Genomic DNA, 21505 nt, shown 5'->3' on the forward strand with positions numbered 1-21505 from the left:
ATTTTGGCCTGTTTGCGCGGCGCCAGCGACAACCGGCGCCCCGCCCCGCGACGGCCGCCTCCGACCGCGCCATACCACTGACGGACATTATGACAGACACCACTTCCTCGCAGCCGGCCAAGGCCTGGTCGGGCCGCTTCACCGAGCCGGTCTCGGATCTCGTGAAACGCTACACCGCTTCGGTGTTCTTCGACCAGCGCATGGCGCGCCAGGACATCCGCGGCTCGCTCGCGCACGCGAAGATGCTCGCGCGCCAGGGCATCATCGGCGCGCAGGACCTCGCCGACATCGAGCGTGGCATGACGCAGATCCTCGGCGAGATCGAGCGCGGCGAATTCGGCTGGAACCTCGACGACGAGGATGTGCACCTCAACATCGAGAAGCGCCTCACCGCGCTGGTCGGCGATGCCGGCAAGCGCCTGCACACCGGCCGCAGCCGCAACGACCAGGTCGCGACCGACATCCGCCTGTGGCTGCGCGACGCGATCGACCAGATCATCGCGCTGATCGGCGACTTCCAGAAGAACCTGCTCGACGTCGCCGAGGCCAACGCCGCGACGGCGATGCCCGGCTTCACGCACCTGCAGGTCGCGCAGCCGGTGACCTTCGGCCACCACCTGATGGCCTACTACGAGATGAGCCGCCGCGACGCCGAACGCTTCGCGGACTGCCGCAAGCGCGTGAATCGCCTGCCGCTCGGCAGCGCCGCGCTGGCCGGCACCAGCTACCCGATCGACCGCGAGTTCGTCGCGCAGGAACTGGGCTTCGACGAGGTCTGCTACAACTCGCTCGACGCCGTCAGCGACCGCGACTTCGCGATCGAATTCTGCGCCGCCTCGGCGCTGCTGATGACCCACCTGTCGCGCTTCTCCGAAGAACTGATCCTGTGGATGAGCCCGCGCGTCGGCTTCATCGACCTCGCCGACCGCTTCTGCACCGGCAGCTCGATCATGCCGCAGAAGAAGAACCCGGACGTCCCCGAGCTCGTGCGCGGCAAGACCGGGCGCGTCAACGGCAGCCTGATCGCGCTGCTGACGCTGATGAAGGGCCAGCCGCTCGCTTACAACAAGGACAACCAGGAAGACAAGGAGCCGCTGTTCGACACCGCCGACACGGTCATCGACACGCTGCGCATCTACGCCGACATGATCACCGGCATCCGCGTGAAGGCGGACGCGATGCGCGACGCGCTGAAGCAAGGCTATGCGACCGCGACGGACCTCGCCGACTACCTGGTCAAGAACGGCCTGCCCTTCCGTGACGCGCACGAAGCGGTCGCGCTCGCGGTGCGCGCGGCCGACGTAAAGGGCTGCGACCTGCCGCAATTCACGCTCGACGAGTTGCGTGCGGCGATGGCGCATGTGCCGGGCGCTGCCGAACGCGTGAAGGACGACGTCTTCGCCGTGCTCACCGTCGAAGGCTCGCTCGCCTCGCGCAAGCATGTCGGCGGCACGGCCCCCGAGCAGGTCCGCGCCGCGATCGCGCGGGCGCGCAGCACCCTGGCCTGACGCGCGGCTGCCGATGGAACGGATCGGCAGATACGAAGTAAGGCGCCCGCTCGGTGCGGGCGCCACCAGTTCCGTTCATCTCGCGTGGGACCCCTTCGCCGGGCGCGAGGTCGCGATCAAGCGCATCCATCCCGAGATCCTGCGCGATCCGCAACGCGGACGCATCTATCGCCACCTCCTGATGAACGAGGTCGCGCTCGCCGGGAAGCTGATCCACCCGCACATCGTCCGCACCTTCGATGCGCACATCGACGACGAGGATGGATGGATCGTCATGGAGTTCGTCGGCGGCGGCACGCTCGCGGATTTCTGCACGCCCGACGCGCTGCTGCCGTTCGATCGCCTGATCGAGATCATCTTCAAGTGCACCCGTGCGCTCGACTACGCATTCCGCCGCGGCATCACCCACCGCGACATCAAGCCGGCAAACATCCTGCTGACCGACCGCGACGGCCAGGACATCAAGATTTCCGACTTCGGCGCCGCCTTCGACGTCGCGAGCGACCGCACGCAGCTTGCCTCGGTCGGTTCGCCCGCCTACATGTCGCCGCAACAGGTGCGCGAAATGCCGCCGGACCAGCAGACGGACATCTATTCGCTCGGTGTCGTGATGTACCAGTTGCTCACCGGCCGCCTGCCGTTCGAAGCCGAAAACCAGTTCAGCCTGCTGTACAGCATCGCGCACGACGAGGCGCCCCCTGCGACCTCGATCAGACCCGACATTCCCGATGCGCTGGCGGCCATCGTGCGGCGCGCGACCGAGAAGGATCTCGCGCGCCGTTACCACGACTGGCCCGAGTTCGCGCACGATCTTGCCTGCGCGTTTCGCAATCGCGCCGCGACGTCCATCCACGCCCCCATTGCCGACGCGGAAAAATTCCAGACCCTGCGGCGCCTCACCTTCTTCCGCAGCTTCAGCGACGTGGAACTGTGGGAAGTGATCGGCCTGTCGCGCTGGACCCGGGTGCAGCCCGGCACGGTCGTACTCCGCGAAGGTGAACCGGGTGACCACTTCTGTTTCATCGCCGCCGGCGAGGCGCGCGTGAAGAAGCGCGGCCGCCTGCTCAACCTCCTCAGCGAAGGCGAGTGCTTCGGCGAGATGTCGCTGTTTGCAGCCGGCGGCTCGGTACGCTCGGCCTCGGTCGAGGCGGTCACCACGCTCGAAATCCTCCGGATCGACGCCCAGGCCCTCAACCGGGCATCCGAGACGACGCGCATGCACTTCTACCAGGGATTTCTGGCGGTGCTGGCAACACGCCTGTCGCTCGCCAATTCCCGCATCGCCAATGTATAGCGCCCGCATGACGAAGATCACGACGTCGCGGCCCTTCCGCTTGCGGCGCATGGGCCGCTCGGCTAGCTTAGGGACAGCAGATTCCGCCGCATCGGGTCAGACGAGCAAACGTCGGATTAATTTACACCCCACCGAACCCAGCATAACCGGATCGCAATAAACCGTTAATTATCAGCCCCCTGGAGCACGCGCAAATTCGGCACGAATCGTGCTCCAAGAAATGCGACAAGGCACGAGCGTCGAAACTCGCCATCAGGAATCAAGAAAATGGGGATGACCCCGGAATCGAGCGACAGCAACCTCGCAGGGCAGCCTGAAGGAAGGTCGGCGTCCCCGTCCGCGGGTTCTCGTCGTCGCTTCATCGGGGCGACCGCTGGCGGAGTGGGTGTTCTGCTGGCCGTTCAGGCGAAATCGGCGCTCGGCGGCACCTGTCTGAGTCCGTCTGCGCTGGTGAGCGGCAACCTGAGTCACCCGGCAGACGGCCTGAACTGCACGGGCGGCCTGTCACCAACCGTCTGGAAGCTGCAGAACAGTCAGGGTCAGATGGTCAATGCCTGGCCGTCCGGATTCACCGCACCCACTTTCAACACGACGCTGACAGATTCAACCGGTTGCAACGGGGGGCACGACATCGCCGACCCGAAAAACGTGATTGCCGTCGACCTGTCCGGCAATCCCTTGATCGGTACCCCGGTGGATCAGGTGCTGCCGGGCGCACCGGGCAACACCGGCATCTGGGAGGTATTGGCCTTCCCTGACTTCTTCACGTCCCCGTCAGGGGAATTGATGAGCCACCTGCTGGCCGCGTGGTTCAATGCCCTCGCTTTCCCGGGCTATCCGGTGAAGACTTGGCACGTCTTGGAAATGTGGCAGGCCCTGAAAGGCGGCGGAGCGTCCACGTATTGCCCGTCGAGCCTGGCCTGCAATACCGATATGGGATTGAACACGTCGGACGTCATCGCCTACCTCACGACCACCTACGATCTGACATCCGGCCTGGTCGCGGTGTGCACAACCAATGGAAGCAGCCTCTCAAGCGACGGCAACATCGGCACCGGCAAGAAGAAGAAGTAAGCCGTGCCGGGCGTGAAAATGCAAATCCGCGACGACGCCTTGCTGCAGGGGTTTCCCGGCCGCACGATCCTCTGCTCGCCGGACTGGCGTGAAGACCACGCGACGGTGCTGTTCGACGGCAACTCCGGCGATTACTGGATCGTCTCGCCGCTCGCACGCGAGATCGTGAGGCTGTCGACCAAGGCAGATCTGCAGAGCGTCGAGGCACTGGTCGCTCACATCGTCGCACACGGGGACGAAATCGGAGACTTCGACGGCAGCGCAACGACGATCCGGCGCGTGATCGATGAACTGGTGCAGCTGTCGATTCTCGCGCACACTTGATCGCAACGCGTTCCGCATTGCGAGCTGGCTAAAGGATTGATCGACACCACCCTACATCTCGCCCCGGTCACGGTGCGCGTGCGTGCGCCTTTCGGCGCGGTGCGCCAGCATCTCGAGACGTTCTACCCCGAGGCGATGCAAGCGCCCGGAAGGACGAAGCGGTTCATCGATTTCGACATTCGCATCGAGCGCGGAACCGGATGGCGGCGCTGGCTGCGCCCGCAAGCGCGTTTCCTGCTGGACCACGTCGAGCCATTCCTGCCGCTACCCGCCAACCAAGCCGCGCCGCTGTTCGAATGGGGACTCAACTGGTGCCTCGCCTCGCGCCCGCTCGGCTATCTCGTCATGCATGCCGCGGTCGTCGCACGGGATGGCGACGCGCTCGTCATGCCCGGTTCGCCGGGAGCGGGAAAGAGCACGCTGTGCGCGGCGCTGACCTTCATCGATGGATGGCGACTGCTGTCCGACGAACTCGCAATCCTCGCTCCAGCCTGCGGCACCCTGCAACCCACCCCGCGACCGATCAGCCTGAAAAACGAATCGATAGAGATCGTTTCGCGCTTTCCCGGCGCGACGCTCGGCCCGCGCTATACGGACACGCGCAAGGGTACGATCAGCCATGCCGCGCCGCCCTCCGCCTCGCGCGCTGCGGCTGAGCACCAGGCACGTTGTCGCTGGGTGGTGTTTCCCCGCTTCGCCGCGGAGTCGGCCCCCTGCTGCGAGGAGATCGGTCGCGCCGAGGCCTTCGCGCGCATTGCGGAACAGTCGTTCAACCGCGACCGTATGGGTGAAACCGGCTTTCGCGCACTGTGCGACATGCTCGACAAGGCGCGCTGCTTCGACATCGTTTTCGACTCGACCGAAACGGCGCTGGCGCTGGTGCGCGACGTCACCGGGCAGTGACGCGATGACATCGGCAGCCTGCAAGCGCCTCGTTTCCATCCTCAAGACGCCCACGCAGGCGACGCAGCTGGACCTTTCCGAATGGTCGCAACTGGTCGCGGGTGCGCGCTCGGCAAACCTGGCCGGCCTGCTTGCCGAACGCATCGCCGCTGCAGGCATCACCGTTCCTGCCGAGGCGACACGGCATCTGGAGGCGCTGCGACAGCTCAGCCGTCGCCAGACACAGTCGGTGCGCTGGGAAGTGCATGGATTGCAGCGCGCGCTTAGCCAGCTCGGCATTCCGGTGGTGCTGCTGAAAGGGGCTGCCTATGCGGTATCCGACCATCCTGTCGGGCGCGGGCGCCTGTTCGGCGACATCGACATCCTCGTGCCGCGTAACGCACTCGGCGACGTCGAGCTGCGCCTGATGGTCGCCGGCTGGACGTCGGCCAAGGCCTCGCCCTACGACCAGCGCTATTACCGCACGTGGATGCACGAGTTGCCACCGATGGTGAACGTGCGGCGCGGCACCGTGCTCGACGTCCATCACACGATCCTGCCGCTCACCTCCCGGCACAGCCCCGACGCCGAAACGATCATCCGGGCGGCCTCCGCGCTGCCCGACCTGCCGGCGGTCCGCATCCCGCGCCCCGAGCACCTGCTGATCCACAGCATCGTGCACCTGCTGCACGAAGGCGAACTGCACAACGGCCTGCGCGACCTGTTCGATATCGACGGGCTGCTGCGCACTGGCGCAAGTGAAGCGGATTTCTGGCCGCGCGTCGTCGACGCCTCACGCACGCTCGATGTCGTCGCGCCGGTCGCATTCGGCCTGCACCTTGCCGCGCATCTGCTCGACAGCCCGATCCCCCCGCATGTGCTTGCGGACATGCGAAATGCCGCGGGCGGACCGGCCTCGCGCCTGCTGACGATGCTGTACACGACCGCGATCCGCCCCGAGAACGAGGCGGCCGAGAGCCCCGCAGCGACGCTCGCCCGCTTCGCGATCTACGTTCGCGCCCATTGGCTGCGGATGCCGCCGCATCTCCTGCTGCGCCACCTCGCGCACAAGTCGATCGTGCGGCTCAAAAAAGACGAGCCCGCCGTCGAAGGGCGGGCCTGATCTCGATCCCTGCGCGGCCGGACGCCGCACCGGACGAAGCGGATTACTTGACGCCGGCTTCGCCGAGCATCGTCTTCAGTTCGCCGTTCTCGTACATCTCGCGCATGATGTCGCAGCCACCGACGAACTCGCCCTTGATGTAGAGCTGCGGAATCGTCGGCCAGTTGGCGTATTCCTTGATGCCGTTGCGGATGTCTTCGTTCTCGAGCACGTTCACCGAGAACAGATCGGTCACGCCCAGGTTCTTGAGGATCTGCACCGCCGTCGCGGAAAAGCCGCACATCGGAAACTGCGGCGTGCCCTTCATGTAGAGCACGACCGGGTTGTTGGTGACCTGCTCGCGGATGACGTTCTGGATGTCCATGTTGCCGTTCCAAAAGTTGAGTAATTAACTCGGGAAATTCTAGGGATTGCGGCTCCGGCCGTCAACAGCCAAACCGAGGCCAAGCTGAGGCCAAACCGCAGCCGCCGTTCAGCGCGGCTCGCCGCGCCCCAGCCACTGGCCGCCCGACACGCGTTCGATGCCGCCGAGGTCCTTCCATGACGTGATCGACGAGAATCCCGCGTCGGTGAGCAGGCCGCGCACGGCCGCCGCCTGGTCGTAACCATGCTCCATGAAGAGCCAGCCGCCGGGCTCCAGGTGGCGCGGCGCCTGCGCGGCGATGGCGGCGAGGTCGTCCAGGCCCTGCGGCCCCGCGGCCAGCGCGGTCCCCGGTTCGAAGCGCACGTCGCCCTCGCTCAGATGCGGGTCGCCCGCCGCAACATACGGCGGGTTGGCCACGATCAGCTGGTAGCGGTCGCCTCCCAGCTGCGAAAACCAGTCGCCGAGCACGAAGGAAACGCTCGCCTTGAGGCGCGCGGCATTGGCCATCGCGACCAGCAAGGCCTCGCGCGAACGATCCACCGCCGTCACGTCGGCGTCGGGCAGCTCGAGCGCCAGCGTCACAGCCAGCGCACCGCTGCCCGTGCCGAGATCGAGCACCCGCGTGCGCGGCTTGTCGCCGAAATGCGCCAGCGCCAGTTCGATCAGCAGCTCGGTGTCCGGTCGCGGGATCAGCACCGCCGGGCCGACCATGAAGGGGTGCCCGTAGAACTCGCGCTCGCCGATCAGGTAGGCCACCGGTTCGCCGGCCTCGCGGCGCTCGACCAGGCTGCGGAACTCGGTCCATTCGCGCTCGTCCAGCCGCGCCTCCGGGTAGGCCGCCAGGCGCGCCGCCGAACACTGCAGCACATGACGCAGCAGGACCCGCGCATCGACGACGGCAATGCGGGCACGTGCCCAGTTGAGGGCGCCGGCGATGTCCGGTGCCGCGTCGGGCGTATCCATCAGCGCCTCCTCCGCCGGGGCGAAATCGGCAAGTGCGGCAGCACGGTCATCTCACTCACCGGCGAGCGCCGCCAGCAGTTCGGCCTGATGTTCCGCGGTGAGCGCGCCGATCAGCTCGTCGAGCTCGCCCTCCATCACCGCGTCGAGCTTGTACAACGTGAGGTTGATGCGGTGGTCGGTGACGCGGCCCTGCGGGAAGTTGTAGGTGCGGATGCGCTCCGAACGGTCGCCGCTGCCAACGAGACTCTTGCGCGTCGCGGCCTCGCGGGCCTGCTGCTCGCGCAGCTGCATGTCGTGGATACGTGCGGCCAGTACCGACATCGCCTGCGCCTTGTTGCGGTGCTGCGAACGGTCGTCCTGGCATTCGACGACGATGCCCGTGGGCAGATGGGTGATACGCACCGCCGAATCGGTTTTGTTGATATGCTGGCCCCCCGCCCCGCTCGCACGGAAGGTGTCGATGCGCAGGTCCGCCGGGTTGATGTTGACGGCCGCAAGCTCGTCGGCCTCGGGCATCACCGCGACCGTGCAGGCGGACGTGTGGATGCGCCCCTGCGTCTCCGTCGCCGGCACCCGCTGCACGCGATGCCCGCCGGATTCGAACTTCAGTCTCGAATACGCGCCCGCGCCGACCACGCGCACGATGACTTCCTTGTAGCCGCCGAGATCCGATTCACTCGCCGACACGATCTCGACCTTCCAGCGCTGCCGTTCGGCGTAGCGCGTATACATGCGCAGCAGGTCGCCGGCGAACAGTGCCGCCTCGTCGCCGCCGGTCCCGGCGCGGATCTCGAGGAACAGGTTGCGCTCGTCGTCGGGGTCGCGCGGCAACAGCGCGCGCTGCAGTTCGTCCTCCAGCGCTGCGATGCGCTCCGCACAGACCGCCAGCTCCATCTCGGCCAGTTCGCGCATCTCCGCGTCAGCGAGCATCTCGCGCGCACCCGCCGCATCGCTCTCGGTCCCGCGCCATGCCTCGTACAGGGCCACGACAGGCTCGATCTCCGAGCGCTCGCGCCCGAGCGCGCGGAAAGCGTCCATGTCGCGCGCGGCATCCTCGGAGGCGAGTTCGCGGTCCAATTCGGCCAGTCGACTGCTCAGGAAATCGAGCTTTTCGCGGATGCTCTGCTTCATCGGGAACCGGGAGGGGAGCACGACGGCGGCTGGCGCGCCCACTACGGGCGCGCGCTCGCCTAGTCGTGCGAATTGAGGTTGAAGAGCTGCTGCACCACGCGCGCGGCCTCGGCCTGCTGCTCACCCTCGGACTGGTTGAGAAAGCGGGTCGGGCCGTGCATCAGCTTGTTGATCAGGCCTTGGCTCAGGGCATCGAGAACCTTGTGCGGATCCTCGCCCTTCGCGAGCAGCTTGCTTGCGCGCTCGAGTTCGACGGCGCGCACCATCTCGGCGTGCTGGCGCAACGCCTTGATCGTCGGCACGGCGTCGCGCGCCTGCATCCAGTGCAGGAAACCATCCACGCGCGTATTGATGATCTCCTCGGCCTCGATCACCGCCTGCTGACGCGACTCGAGGCCGGCATCGACGACCTGGGCAAGGTCGTCGACCGTGTACAGGAAGACGTCGTCCAGCGCCCCGACCTCGGCTTCGATGTCGCGCGGCACGGCGAGGTCGACCATCACCATCGGCTTGTGCCGGCGCGCCTTGATGGCGCGCTCGACCATGCCCAGGCCGACGATGGGCAACGGACTCGCCGTACAGGACACCACGACGTCGAACTGCGGCAGCACATCGCCGATCGCGTCCAGCCGCATCACCTGGGCGCCGAAGCGGCTCGCGACCACCTGGGCACGCGCCTCGGTACGGTTGGCGACGACCATTTCCTTGGGGGTCGCCCCGGCGAAATGCGCGGCGCACAGCTCGATCATCTCGCCCGCACCGATGAACAGCACGCGCTGGTCGGCAATGCGCTCGAAGATGCGCTCGGACAGATGCACCGCCGCCGCCGCCATCGACACGATGTTGGCGCCGATCGCGGTCGTCGAGCGCACTTCCTTGGCAACCGCGAAGGTGTTCTGGAACAGCTTGTGCAGCAGGGTACCCATCGTCCCCGCTTCTTCGGCCCGTCGCACGGCGTCCTTGACCTGACCGAGGATCTGCGGCTCGCCCAGCACCATCGAGTCGAGGCCGCTGGCGACGCGGAACACGTGGCGGATCGCGTCGCGCTGCGGATACGTGTAGAGGTAGGGCGACACTTCCTTCAGGGACATCTGGTGGAAGCGCGCCAGCCAGTCGGCCGCGTGCTGCGGCTGCTCGGTGGCGAAGTAAAGCTCGGTGCGGTTGCAGGTCGACAGGATCGCGGCCTCACGCACCGTGCGCGCATGCGTCAAGTCGTGCAGGGCATCGTCCAGCCGCTCAGGCTGGAACGCCACCCGCTCCCGAATGCTGAGCGGGGCGGTGTGATGATTCAAGCCAAGAGCATAAAGTTGCATGCGCGGTCGCAAATGGAGAGCTTAATCCGGCGGATTATAGCACCGCGAAAATCGCTGCAATATTGCGCGGAATCAGACGTTTCTGTTGCAGATATCGCAACGTAAACGAAAACGGGCCGGATTGAACCGGCCCGTTTTCTGATACTGGTGGCCAGGGACGGAATCGAACCGCCGACACGCGGATTTTCAATCCGCTGCTCTACCAACTGAGCTACCTGGCCGGTGAAGCGCGCATTATAGCGGCTCTCGGCGAGGTGTCAAACATATTTTGGCCACGACGCTGAAATATCGCCATTACGCAAAAAAGATGGGGCAGCCGTGGCTGCCCCGAATCATTCGCCCGGCCACCGACCCGCAGGCCGGTGGCGTCGCGGGTCTTAGTGGCCGGAGGCGCCTTCCGCTCCGATGCCGGTTTCCGAACGCACCTTCTGCGCGAGGTAGCCCGCACGGTCTTCCTTGGCACGCGCGCTGTTGTCGAGGATCGAGAACAGCCAGATGCCGATGAAGCCCGCGGCCATCGAGAAGAGCGCCGGCGAGGTGTAGGGGAACAGCGCCGAACCCTTCGGATTGCCGAGCGTAGCCTCCCACACCGACGGCGACACGACCGTCAGCACCACCGCAGTGATCAGGCCGAGGAAACCGCCCCAGCACGCGCCGCGGGTCGTGCAGTCCTTCCACAGCACCGACATGAACAGCACCGGGAAGTTGGCCGAAGCAGCGATCGCGAAGGCCAGGGACACCATGAACGCGATGTTCTGCTTCTCGAACGCGATGCCGAGGACGACCGCGATGATGCCCAGCGCGACCGTCGTCATGCGCGAGACGCGCAGTTCGGACGCCGAGTCGGCATTGCCGTGCTTGAACACCGTGGCGTAGAGGTCGTGCGACACCGCCGAAGCGCCCGACAGCGTGAGGCCGGCAACCACCGCCAGGATCGTTGCGAACGCCACCGCGGAGATGAAGCCGAGGAACACGTTGCCACCGACCGCGTTGGCGAGGTGGATAGCGGCCATGTTGCTGCCGCCGATCAGGCCCTTCGCATCGAGGAACTGCGGGTTGGTCGAGACCAGCACGATCGCGCCGAAGCCGATGATGAAGGTGAGGATGTAGAAGTAGCCGATCCAGGTGGTCGCCCAGAACACCGACTTGCGTGCTTCCTTGGCGTCCGGCACGGTGAAGAAGCGCATCAGGATGTGCGGCAGGCCTGCGGTACCGAACATCAGCGCCATACCGAAGGAGATCGCGGAGATCGGATCCTTGATGAAGGAACCCGGTCCCATGATCGCCTGACCGAGAATGCCGGCCTCTTCGGGGGTCTTGCCTGCAGCGGCGGCCACACCGGCCTTGACGCGCACGGCGTCGGCGAACAGCGCTTCCGGCGAGAAACCATAGGCCAGCAACACCATGAAGGCCATGAAGGACGCGCCGGCAAGCAGCAGGCAGGCCTTGATGATCTGCACCCAGGTGGTTGCGGTCATACCGCCGAACAAGACGTACACCATCATCAGCGCACCGACGATGACGACCGCCATCCAGTACTCGAGGCCGAACAGCAGCTTGATCAGCTGGCCGGCGCCGACCATCTGCGCGATCAGGTAGAACGCCACGACGACCAGCGTACCCGACGCCGCAAAGGCGCGAATCGGGGTCTGCTTGAAGCGGTACGCGGCCACGTCGGCGAAGGTGAACTTGCCGAGGTTACGCAGGCGCTCAGCCATCAGGAAGGTGATCACGGGCCAGCCGACGAGGAAGCCGATCGAGTAGATCAGGCCGTCGTAGCCGTTGGCCATGACCGCAGCCGAAATACCGAGGAAGGACGCGGCCGACATGTAGTCGCCGGCGATCGCCAGGCCGTTCTGGAAACCGGTGATGCCGCCGCCGGCAGTGTAGAAGTCGGCCGCCGACTTGGTCTTGGCTGCAGCCCACTTGGTGATCCACAGCGTGCCGGCCACGAAGACCCCGAACATGAGGATCGCGGTCCAGTTGGTCGCCTGCTTCTCAGCCTGACCAAGGTCAGCGCCCGCCGCCAGTGCGGCGCCCGCTACCAGGGCGAGCGCGAGCCCGCCGCCGAATTTCATGAAGCGGCCGCTCATTTGCTGCTCTCCTTGACGATATCCTGAGTCAGCGCATCGAACTCGGAGTTCGCGCGACGGACGTAGATGCCGGTGATGATGATCGTAAACACGATCACGCCGAGACCGACGGGAATACCCACGGTCATGACGCCGTCGCCGAGGCGCTGTGCGAACAGGCCCTTGTTGAACGCGATGACCGCGATATAGCCGTAGTACACGATCATCATGATCGCCGTCAGAATCCAGCCGAACGACGAGCGGGTGCTCACGAGCTTCTGGTACTTCGGGTTGGCGACGATTCTTGTCACCATATCGTTTTGCATGTCTCCCTCCTTAAAGCGGTGGTCAGCCGGGATTTTTCTCCGGTTGCCGCAACCTTAAATCGGGAGACTTACGTCGCCCTTACGCGCGCTTACAGGAGTGCCTCGGACCTCAAGGCCCCCCTTCCCGTCTAGCCGAGCGGGAAATCACCGTACACCTGGATCGGCGGCGGGACATGGCCGCGCGGGAAGACGACCTGCACCATCGTCCCCCGCCCGGCGGGATTGGGATTGAGGGTGACGGTCGCACGATGCAGTTCGGCAATCTCGCGCACGATCGGCAGCCCCAGACCGGAGCCGTCCTCGCCGCTGCCGAGCACGCGGTAAAAGCGCTCGAACACGCGCTCGCGGTCGGCCTCGGGAATGCCGACGCCGGTATCCTCGACTTCCAGGATCGGCGCACCGGCGTAACGCGTGCGCGCCGTGACGCTCCCGCCCGCGGGCGTGTACTTGATCGCGTTGTCGACGAGGTTCTTGATCATCTCGCGCAGCAGCACGGGGTTGCCCTCGACCGTCAGGGGCTCCGCCCCGCCCTCCACGCCGAGGTCGATATTCTTCGCCTGAGCACGCGGAAAGAGGTCGAGCGCGACATCGCGCACCAGCACGCGCAGGTCCATGGACTCCACCGCATAGAGCTTTTCGAAGCTCGCCTCGGCGCGCGCGAGCGACAGCAGCTGGTTGATGAGGTGGCTCGCGCGCTCCGTGCTCTGGGCGATGCGCGACAGCGACTCGCGCAGCGCGACGGGATCCGGTTCCTGCAGGGCGAGCTCGGTCTGCATGCGCAGGCCCGTGAGGGGGGTGCGCATCTGGTGCGCGGCATCGGCGATGAAGCGCTGCTGGGCCTGCAGGTTCTCCTCCAGCCGGGCCATCATGTCGTTGAAGGCGACGATCAGCGGGCGCACTTCCTCGGGAACACTCGCGGCCGCGATCGGCGACAGGTCCGTGGGACGGCGACGGCGAATGAGGCTCTGCAGGCGGTTGAGCGGCGCGATGCCGCGCGTGAGCCCCACCCACACCAGCACGACCGCGAGCGGGATGATGGCGAACTGCGGCAACAACACGCCGGTGACAACGCGCGAGGCGAGGTCGCTGCGCTTGTTGCGCGTCTCTGCGACCTGCACGAGCACCAGCGGGCTGGCAGGCTCCGGCCAGGGGCGCAGGAACTGGTAGGCGACGCGCACCTCCTCGCCATGAATGACGTCGTCGCGGTAGAGCACGTCCTCGGGAATCAGGATGGGCGGCGCGGGGGTCCAGCCGATTTCGCGGTCGCCGGTGACGACGTCGCCGCTCTCGTGCGCGACCTGGTAGTAGACGACGTCGTCCTGATCCGCCCGGAACAGCGCCCGCGGCGGCGCGGGGAAATGCACCGCGACCTTGCCCTCCTCCACCGAGACCAGGCGTGCCAGGGCGCGCACGCTGTCGGCGAGCGCGCGGTCATAGGGCTGGTTGGCGATGTTGTCGGCGACGTTGTGCGTGACGATGATGGAGATCGGCCACAGGAACAGCAGCGGCGCGAGCATCCAGTCGAGGATCTCGCCGAACAGGGAGTTCGGCTGCGCCGACGGGCGTCCGCCCGCCGCCGTCTTGTCAGGCTTTCGCCGCCTGGCCAGCATCCACCGTTTCCAGGCAGTAGCCCAGGCCGCGCACCGTCACGATGCGTACGCCGCTGTCCTCGAGCTTCTTGCGCAGGCGGTGGACGTACACCTCGATCGCGTTGCTGGAGACTTCCTCGCCCCAGCCGCACAGATGATCGACGAGCTGATCCTTGCTGACGAGGCGCCCCACCCGCAGGACGAACACTTCCAGCAGGCCGATCTCGCGCGCAGAGAATTCGACCACCTGGCCATTGATCTTCACGACGTGGTCGGCCTGGTCGTAGGAGAGGCTGCCGACCTCGATGCAGCGCGCCTGGCCGGTGCCGCGACGGGTGAGCGCGCGCACGCGTGCCTCCAGTTCAGGCAGCGCGAAGGGTTTCGTGAGGTAGTCGTCGGCGCCGGCATCGAGGCCGCGCACGCGATCCTCGACGCCGTCCTGGGCGGTGAGGATCAGGACCGGGATGGTCGACTTGCGCGCCCGCAGGCGCTTCAGGACCTCGATTCCGGGCAGGCGCGGCAGGCCCAGGTCGAGGATCACCAGATCGTAGGGCTGCGATGCCAATGCGGTATCGGCCTCGGTGCCGGAAGCTACGTGATCGACTGCAAAACCGCCACGCCTGAGCGCACGGCACAAGCCGTCAGCAATGACAGAATCATCTTCCGCAAGCAGAATCCGCATGGAATCAGGATGTAAGTTACATGTAAGCGGGCGCGCCTAGATTTACACCCGCTGTTCTCCTTTACCCGGTCAGAGGAATGGCCGCGCCGCCAGCGCGCCCGCTCCCGGGAGCTTTCGGCTGACTTCGCCGGAAACTCCCGACCGCCTTTTTTGTCCGTCCCCCCGATTATCACACGCTTCGAGCGCGATCGCGCATCGAGGCCCGTTCCTGTGCACATGGCATCCGCCAGAATGCACAACGGCCCCGCCGAAGCGGGGCCGTTGTGCCGGGCACGAATGCCCGGAAGCGTGAGGCAGGCCTCAGACAGGCATTACATGCCCATGTCCATGCCGCCCATGCCGCCCATGCCACCCATACCGCCCATGCCGCCGCCCATCGAAGGCTTGTCTTCCTGCAGCTCGCCGACCATGCAGTCGGTGGTGAGCATCAGGCCGGCAACCGAAGCGGCGTTCTGCAGCGCGGTGCGCTCGACCTTGGTCGGATCCAGCACGCCCATCTCGACCATGTCGCCGTACTCGCCGGTGGCGGCGTTGTAGCCGAAGTTGCCGGTACCTTCCACGACACGGTTCACCACCACTGACGGCTCGTCACCGGCGTTGGCGACGATCTCGCGCAGGGGCTGCTCCATCGCGCGCAGCACGATCTTGATGCCGGCGTCCTGGTCGTGGTTGTCGCCCTTGAGGTTGGTCAGGTTGGAACGGGCACGCAGCAGCGCGACGCCGCCGCCGGGGACGATGCCTTCTTCAACGGCAGCACGGGTGGCGTGCAGCGCGTCTTCGACACGTGCCTTCTTTTCCTTCATTTCGACTTCGGTCGCGGCACCGACCTTGATCACCGCAACGCCGCCGGCGAGCTTGGCGACGCGCTCCTGCAGCTTCTCGCGGTCGTAGTCGGAGGTGGCTTCCTCGATCTGCACGCGGATCTGCTTGACGCGGGCTTCGATGCGGTCGGCCTGGCCGGCGCCGTCGATGAGGATGGTGTTTTCCTTGCCGATCTCGATGCGCTTCGCCTGGCCGAGGTCGGTCAGGGCTGCCTTCTCGAGGGTCAGGCCGACTTCTTCGGCGATGACCTGGCCGCCGGTCAGGACGGCGATGTCTTCGAGCATGGCCTTGCGACGGTCGCCGAAGCCCGGGGCCTTGACGGCGCAGGTCTTGAGGATGCCGCGGATGTTGTTGACGACCAGGGTCGCCAGCGCTTCGCCTTCGACGTCTTCGGCGATGATCAGCAGCGGACGGCCGGCCTTGGCGACTTGCTCGAGCACCGGCAGCAGGTCACGGATGTTGGAGATCTTCTTGTCGAACAGCAGGATGAACGGGTTCTCGAGGATCGCGACCTGCTTGTCCGGGTTGTTGATGAAGTACGGCGACAGGTAGCCGCGGTCGAACTGCATGCCTTCGACGACGTCCAGTTCGTTCTGCAGCGACTTGCCGTCTTCGACGGTGATGACGCCTTCCTTGCCGACCTTGTCCATCGCGCGGGCGATGATGTCGCCGATATCGATGTCGGAGTTCGCGGAGATCGAACCGACCTGGGCGATTTCCTTGTTGGTCGTGCAGGGCTTCGAGATCTTCTTCAGCTCTTCGATGGTGGCGATGACGGCCTTGTCGATGCCGCGCTTGAGGTCCATCGGGTTCATGCCGGCGGCGACGTACTTCATGCCTTCGCGGACGATCGACTGGGCCAGCACGGTGGCGGTGGTGGTGCCGTCACCGGCGATGTCGGAGGTCTTGGAAGCGACTTCCTTGACCATCTGCGCGCCCATGTTGGCGAACTTGTCCTTCAGTTCGATTTCCTTGGCGACCGACACGCCGTCCTTGGTCACCGTCGGGGCGCCGAACGAGCGCTCGAGCACGACGTTGCGGCCCTTCGGGCCCAGGGTCACCTTGACCGCGTCGGCCAGGATGTTGACGCCTTCGACCATACGCGCACGGGCGGAATCACCGAACTTGACTTCTTTAGCTGCCATTCTTCATTGCTCCTGGAATTCGTTTGACGGGGCGGAACGGGAGGCTCAGGCCTCGACCACGCCCATGATGTCTTCTTCGCGCATGACGAGCAGTTCGTCGCCTTCGACCTTGACGGTCTGGCCGGCGTACTTGCCGAACAGGACCTTGTCGCCGACCTTGACGGCCATCGGGCGAACCTTGCCGTCGTCGAGGATCTTGCCGTTGCCGACGGCCAGCACTTCGCCCTGATCGGGCTTCTCGCCGGCCGAGTCGGGGATGACGATGCCGCTGGCGGTCTTGCGTTCGGCTTCGAGGCGCTTGACGATCACACGATCATGCAAGGGACGGATTTTCATTGAGTCACTCCTTGTTATCACATCGAGCACGGGCATGGCCCGTTCGGAAAATTCGCTGTGGCCACGGGGGCTGCCCGGGCCGTTAGCACTCACTGCCAACGAGTGCTAATAATAGGGACGCACTTTTGGGATTTCAAGTGCAGGGCAGTGAGAAATGTTCATCGCCCGATTCCGGACCTTCCGCGATGCGGCGTCCCTGCGTCGGCAAGGCCGCACAGTCGCCACACCGACGAATGCAACGCAAGCGCCCGAGCGGCACGCACCGACGAAGTGACAAGGACGCACAAGTCCCTGCGAAGATGTCGTTTGCACCCAGTCGCCACGTTGCATAGCATCAACCTGGGGCAAATCACCGACGCAAGGCGCGCCAAGAGGAACGTCCGTCGAGGCCCGAGCGCCGGCACGCGGCCGAACCATGCCCTGCCCTTGCCGCTGCAGTTCACATTTTTCACAAGACACCTCCCGGCCGCGGCATCGGCCGGAGGCTTTCCGCAGGTCGAGGCCCCATGGCAAGCGCTCTTTCGCACATCCGCGTACTGGATCTTTCGCGCATCCTGGCAGGCCCGTGGTGCAGCCAGATGCTCGCCGACCTGGGCGCAGACGTGATCAAGGTCGAGCGCCCCGGCACGGGTGACGACACTCGCGGCTGGGGACCGCCGTGGCTGAAGGACGAGCACGGCGCCGACACCGACGTCGCCGCGTACTACCTGTGCGCCAACCGCAACAAGCGTTCGGTCACGATCGACATCACCCGTGCCGAGGGCCAGGATCTCGTGAAGCGGCTCGCGGCTGGGGCTGACGTCGTGCTGGAGAACTTCAAGGTCGGTGGCCTCGAACAGTACGGGCTCGATTACGCATCGCTCAAGGCGGTCAATCCCCGCCTGGTGTACTGCTCCGTGACCGGCTTCGGCCAGGAGGGTCCGTACGCGCCGCGCGCCGGCTACGACTTCCTGATCCAGGGACTGGGCGGCCTGATGAGCATCACCGGGCGCCCCGACGGCGAGGAAGGCGGCGGGCCGATGAAGGCCGGCGTGGCGTTGACCGACATTCTCACCGGGCTGTATGCGGCGAACGCGATCCTCGCCGCGCTGGCGTGGCGCGACAGGAGCGGCGAGGGACAGTACATCGACCTCGCCTTGCTCGACGTGCAGGTCGCCTGCCTTGCCAACCAGGCGGCCAACTATCTCGCCACCGGCCGCTCGCCCGGACGGCTGGGCAATGCGCATCCGAACATCGTGCCGTATCAGGACTTCCCCACCGCCGACGGCTACATGATCCTGGCGATCGGCAACGACGGGCAGTTCGCGCGCTTCTGCGCCGAAGCGGGGCGCCTGGAACTCGCCGCCGACCCGCGTTTTGCGACCAACGCGGAGCGCGTCAGGCACCGCGCCACGCTGATCCCGCTGCTGAAGCAGCTCACGGTGCTGCGCAGTACGGCGGAGTGGATCGCGGCGCTGGAGTCCCTGGCCGTGCCCTGCGGCCCGATCAATACGCTGGCCGACGTCTTCGCCGACCCGCAGGTGCTTGCGCGCGGCCTGCAGGTGACGATTCCGCACCCGGTCGCGGGCACGGTACCGCTCGTGGCGAACCCGATGAAGCTGTCGGCGACGCCGCCGGATTACCGCCTTCCGCCGCCGGCGCTCGGCGAGCATACGGACGCAGTCCTGAGCGAAGCGCTGGGCCTGACGGACGGGGAGATCGCGCGCCTGCGCGCCGGCGGCGTGCTCTGACAGCCCGCGCAACGGCCGGCCTGGCCGGCCGCGCCTGCCCGCTGCGCTCCCCCGGCGGACCGGGGGAGGCGGCGCGGCCTCAGTCCTTGAGGACCGCAGCCATCGCTTCGGCGACGTACTCGACGTTGCGGGTGTTGAGTCCGGCGACGCACATGCGCCCGGAGCGCACGAGATACACGGCGAATTCCTCGCGCAGGCGGTCGACCTGCGCGGGGCTCAGGCCGGTGTAGCTGAACATGCCGCGCTGCTTGATGAAGTAGCTGAAGTCGCGCCCGGGCACGCGCGCGCTGATCACTTCGTGGAGCTTGCGGCGCATCGCACGGATGCGGTCACGCATCGCGTCGACTTCGCCGGTCCATTCACCGTACAGCGCCGGGTCGTCCATCACCATCGCGGTGACGCGTCCGCCATGGAAGGGGGGGCTGGAGTAGTTGCGGCGCACGGTGAATTTCATCTGCCCGAGCACGCGCGAGGCTTCCTCGGCGTCCTTGCACACGATGGAGAGGCCGCCGCAGCGCTCGCCGTAGAACGAGAGGTTCTTCGAGAACGAGTTGCTGACGAGGAAGCTCACGCCCGCATCCGCGAGCGCGCGGATGGCGAAGGCGTCGTCGTCGAGGCTGTCGCCGAACCCCTGGTAGGCGATGTCGAGGAAGGGGATGAGATTGCGCTCCTTCGCGACGGCGATGACTTCGCGCCACTGCTCCTGCGACAGGTCGACGCCGGTCGGGTTGTGGCAGCACGGGTGCAGCAGCACGATCGCGCGTGCCGGCAGGGTCTTCAGCGTCGCGAGCATGTCGGCGAAGCGCACGCCGCCGGTGGCCGCGTCGTAATAGGGGTAGTCGTGCACGGCGATGCCGGCGCCCTCGAAGATCGAGCGGTGGTTGTCCCAGGTCGGGTCGCTGACCCACACCTCGCTGGCGGGGAAGTAGCGCTTCAGCAGGTCGGCGCCGACCTTGAGCGCGCCCGAGCCGCCGATGGTCTGGATCGTGGCGATGCGCCCGGCCTTGAGCGCGGCGTGCTCCGGGCCGAACAGCAGGCGCTGCACGGCGGCGCGGTAGTCGGCGGCGCCTTCCATCGGCAGGTAGGAGCGCGGCAGCGGCGTCGCGGCGAGCGCAACCTCGGCCTTGCGCACCGAGCCGAGCAGCGGGATGCGGCCTTCCTCGTCGTAGTACAGGCCGATGCCGAGATTGACCTTCTGCGCACGCGGATCCTGCATGAAGGTTTCGACGAGGGTGAGGATGGGGTCGCCGGGATAGGCGTCGACGTGTTCGAACATGGGCAAGCGGCTCCACGGTGATCGGGCGGGTTGAACGGTCGCTCGCGGCGCCGGCAAAGCGACACGGCACGCGCGGGCAGCGATTACGGGAGTGTATCCGATCAGATCTGCGCGGCACGCATCGGCGGATGCTGCGGAGAACCTTCGCGCGGAGACTCGTCGGCCGAAAGTTTTTTCGCGACAGTGTAAGAAGCGGACGGGGTCGCGCGACTACACAGGCAACACGACGATTCATCGATCGGCGTGTTTCCCAACCGAACCAAGGAGACAAGCATGTCCGCCACAACCGTCCGCAAGGTTTCCGCCGCCGCCCTCGCCCTCGCGCTGGGCTCCGCGCTGTCGATGTCGTCCGCGCTCGCGGCCGATCCGCCCGCCGACAAGGAAAAGTGCTTCGGCGTCGCGATGAAAGGGAAGAACGACTGCGCTGCCGGTCCCGGCACGAGCTGCGCCGGCACGTCGAAGATGGATCACCAGGGCAATGCCTGGTCGCTGGTGCCGAAGGGCACGTGCGAGAAGACGATGTCGCAGACCTCGCCGAGCGGCTTCGGCCAGCTGATGGCCTTCAAGGAAAAGAAGGCCTGATCGCGGCCGGATGACAGCGGAGCGCCCGGCATGACGACCATCAACGCACTTCCTTCGCCCGCGCGGGCCGACACCCTGCCCGCGCGCGCGGGCCTGGGCCTGAAGCCCGCGCACTTCGGGGAAGTCCTCGCGACACGGCCCGGGCTCGGGTTCTTCGAGGTGCATGCGGAGAACTACATGGTGCCGGGCGGTCCCTTCCATCACGCGCTGACGCGCATCCGCGAGCACTACCCGCTGTCGCTGCACGGCGTCGGCCTGTCGATCGGCGGCCCGGGGCCGCTCGACGGCGCACATCTGGAACGCCTCGCGGCGCTGCTGCGGCGCTACGAGCCGCAATCGTTCTCGGAACATCTCGCGTGGTCGAGCCACGGCGGCGTGTTCCTGAACGACCTGCTGCCCGTGCCCTACACCAGCGAGACACTGCGGCGCGTGTGCGGGCACATCGACACGGTGCAATCGCGCCTCGGGCGCCGCATGCTGCTGGAAAACCCGGCGACCTACATCGAGTTCGCCGCGTCGACCTGGGCGGAGGGCGATTTCATCGCCGAGGTGGTGCGGCGCACCGGCTGCGGCCTGCTGCTCGACGTGAACAACCTCTACGTGGCCTGCGCGAATCATGGCCGCGATGCGCTCGCCGGCCTCGACGCGCTGCCGCTCCACGCAGTCGGCGAGATCCACCTCGCGGGCTTCGCGACGCAGCAGGACGCCGATGGTGCGCCGCTCCTGATCGACAGCCACGGTTCGCCGGTCGCGCAGGCGGTGTGGGACCTGTACGACGCGGCGCTGGCACGGGTCGGCGCGCAGCCGACCTTGATCGAGCGCGACAACGACATCCCGCCCTTCGCGGTGCTGCTCGCCGAGGCGAAGCAGGCCGAGCGCCGGCTGGGTATCGCGAGCGCCGCACGATGCCCGGAGCTGGCCGCATGAACGCGCACGAGGAATTCGCCGCGGCACTGCTCGACCCGGCCC

At 66.4% G+C, this 21505-nt stretch carries 20 protein-coding genes and 1 tRNA gene; 9 read left to right on the forward strand and 12 right to left on the reverse strand.

Annotated features, from left to right (window positions below):
- Nucleotides 1-89: 89 nt before the first annotated feature.
- The 6 genes from argH (at nucleotide 90) to GPA27_RS24125 (ending at nucleotide 6205) form a co-directional block, all read left to right on the forward strand.
- Entirely contained in the window at nucleotides 90-1508 is a 1419-nt protein-coding gene (gene argH / locus GPA27_RS24100; RefSeq protein ID WP_169142979.1) for an argininosuccinate lyase, read from the forward strand.
- Between the two features lie 13 nt (nucleotides 1509-1521).
- Nucleotides 1522-2802 carry a serine/threonine protein kinase gene (locus GPA27_RS24105; RefSeq protein ID WP_169142980.1) on the forward strand — a complete coding sequence of 427 codons (1281 nt, stop codon included), beginning with the start codon at nucleotides 1522-1524 and terminating at the stop codon, nucleotides 2800-2802.
- A gap of 267 nt (nucleotides 2803-3069) precedes the next feature.
- Nucleotides 3070-3876 carry a hypothetical protein gene (locus tag GPA27_RS24110; protein ID WP_169142981.1) on the forward strand — a complete coding sequence of 269 codons (807 nt, stop codon included), beginning with the start codon at nucleotides 3070-3072 and terminating at the stop codon, nucleotides 3874-3876.
- Between the two features lie 12 nt (nucleotides 3877-3888).
- Nucleotides 3889-4200, forward strand: coding sequence for a hypothetical protein (locus GPA27_RS24115; protein ID WP_169142982.1), 312 nt, complete (start codon nucleotides 3889-3891; stop codon nucleotides 4198-4200).
- Nucleotides 4201-4236: 36 nt separating this feature from the next.
- Nucleotides 4237-5103, forward strand: coding sequence for an HprK-related kinase A (locus GPA27_RS24120; protein WP_169142983.1), 867 nt, complete (start codon nucleotides 4237-4239; stop codon nucleotides 5101-5103).
- Nucleotides 5104-5107: 4 nt separating this feature from the next.
- Nucleotides 5108-6205: a nucleotidyltransferase domain-containing protein gene (locus tag GPA27_RS24125; protein ID WP_169142984.1), complete on the forward strand. Its 1098-nt coding sequence runs from the start codon at nucleotides 5108-5110 to the stop codon at nucleotides 6203-6205.
- A 43-nt stretch (nucleotides 6206-6248) separates the two neighbouring features.
- Here the strand turns inward: GPA27_RS24125 and grxD are convergent, their stop codons facing one another.
- The 11 genes from grxD to groES all read right to left on the reverse strand — a co-directional run bounded on the left by grxD (nucleotide 6249) and on the right by groES (nucleotide 16948).
- A complete protein-coding gene (gene grxD, locus GPA27_RS24130; protein ID WP_169142985.1) occupies nucleotides 6249-6569 on the reverse strand; it encodes a Grx4 family monothiol glutaredoxin in 321 nt (106 codons plus the stop codon).
- Nucleotides 6570-6677: 108 nt separating this feature from the next.
- The gene (prmC, locus tag GPA27_RS24135) at nucleotides 6678-7532 is read right to left on the reverse strand and encodes a peptide chain release factor N(5)-glutamine methyltransferase (protein WP_169142986.1); all 855 of its coding nucleotides are present in this window, start codon (nucleotides 7530-7532) and stop codon (nucleotides 6678-6680) included.
- A gap of 51 nt (nucleotides 7533-7583) precedes the next feature.
- On the reverse strand, nucleotides 7584-8663 hold the full coding sequence (prfA, locus tag GPA27_RS24140) for a peptide chain release factor 1 (RefSeq protein ID WP_169142987.1): 1080 nt from the start codon (nucleotides 8661-8663) through the stop codon (nucleotides 7584-7586).
- Between the two features lie 59 nt (nucleotides 8664-8722).
- Entirely contained in the window at nucleotides 8723-9976 is a 1254-nt protein-coding gene (hemA, locus tag GPA27_RS24145; protein WP_169142988.1) for a glutamyl-tRNA reductase, read from the reverse strand.
- Between the two features lie 145 nt (nucleotides 9977-10121).
- Nucleotides 10122-10197 (reverse strand) — tRNA-Phe (locus GPA27_RS24150).
- A gap of 156 nt (nucleotides 10198-10353) precedes the next feature.
- Nucleotides 10354-12069: a cation acetate symporter gene (locus GPA27_RS24155; RefSeq protein WP_169142989.1), complete on the reverse strand. Its 1716-nt coding sequence runs from the start codon at nucleotides 12067-12069 to the stop codon at nucleotides 10354-10356.
- A complete protein-coding gene (locus tag GPA27_RS24160) occupies nucleotides 12066-12374 on the reverse strand; it encodes a DUF485 domain-containing protein (RefSeq protein WP_169142990.1) in 309 nt (102 codons plus the stop codon). Before GPA27_RS24160 ends, GPA27_RS24155 begins: the two co-directional genes overlap by 4 nt.
- Before the next feature lie 128 nt (nucleotides 12375-12502).
- Nucleotides 12503-13984, reverse strand: a complete 1482-nt coding sequence (locus GPA27_RS24165) for a sensor histidine kinase (RefSeq protein ID WP_169142991.1) — start codon at nucleotides 13982-13984, stop codon at nucleotides 12503-12505.
- Nucleotides 13959-14645 (reverse strand): response regulator transcription factor, encoded by a 687-nt coding sequence (locus GPA27_RS24170; protein ID WP_169142992.1) that lies wholly within the window; start codon nucleotides 14643-14645, stop codon nucleotides 13959-13961. The genes GPA27_RS24165 and GPA27_RS24170 overlap by 26 nt, the downstream gene beginning before the upstream one ends.
- 311 nt (nucleotides 14646-14956) lie before the next feature.
- Nucleotides 14957-16612, reverse strand: coding sequence for a chaperonin GroEL (gene groL / locus GPA27_RS24175; protein WP_169142993.1), 1656 nt, complete (start codon nucleotides 16610-16612; stop codon nucleotides 14957-14959).
- 45 nt (nucleotides 16613-16657) lie between these two features.
- On the reverse strand, nucleotides 16658-16948 hold the full coding sequence (groES, locus tag GPA27_RS24180) for a co-chaperone GroES (RefSeq protein ID WP_004311482.1): 291 nt from the start codon (nucleotides 16946-16948) through the stop codon (nucleotides 16658-16660).
- A gap of 506 nt (nucleotides 16949-17454) precedes the next feature.
- Between groES and GPA27_RS24185 the strand changes: the two genes are divergently transcribed.
- A complete protein-coding gene (locus GPA27_RS24185) occupies nucleotides 17455-18678 on the forward strand; it encodes a CaiB/BaiF CoA transferase family protein (RefSeq protein ID WP_169142994.1) in 1224 nt (407 codons plus the stop codon).
- A gap of 79 nt (nucleotides 18679-18757) precedes the next feature.
- Here the strand turns inward: GPA27_RS24185 and GPA27_RS24190 are convergent, their stop codons facing one another.
- Nucleotides 18758-19954, reverse strand: coding sequence for an amino acid aminotransferase (locus GPA27_RS24190; RefSeq protein WP_169142995.1), 1197 nt, complete (start codon nucleotides 19952-19954; stop codon nucleotides 18758-18760).
- Between the two features lie 273 nt (nucleotides 19955-20227).
- Here GPA27_RS24190 and GPA27_RS24195 point away from each other — a divergent pair, with 273 nt between their 5' ends.
- Nucleotides 20228-20536, forward strand: a complete 309-nt coding sequence (locus GPA27_RS24195) for a BufA1 family periplasmic bufferin-type metallophore (RefSeq protein WP_169142996.1) — start codon at nucleotides 20228-20230, stop codon at nucleotides 20534-20536.
- 30 nt (nucleotides 20537-20566) lie between these two features.
- Nucleotides 20567-21463: an MNIO family bufferin maturase gene (gene bufB / locus GPA27_RS24200; RefSeq protein WP_169142997.1), complete on the forward strand. Its 897-nt coding sequence runs from the start codon at nucleotides 20567-20569 to the stop codon at nucleotides 21461-21463.
- The last annotated feature ends 42 nt before the right edge of the window (nucleotides 21464-21505 follow it).

Source organism: Aromatoleum toluolicum, assembly GCF_012911005.2.
GTDB lineage: Bacteria > Pseudomonadota > Gammaproteobacteria > Burkholderiales > Rhodocyclaceae > Aromatoleum > Aromatoleum toluolicum.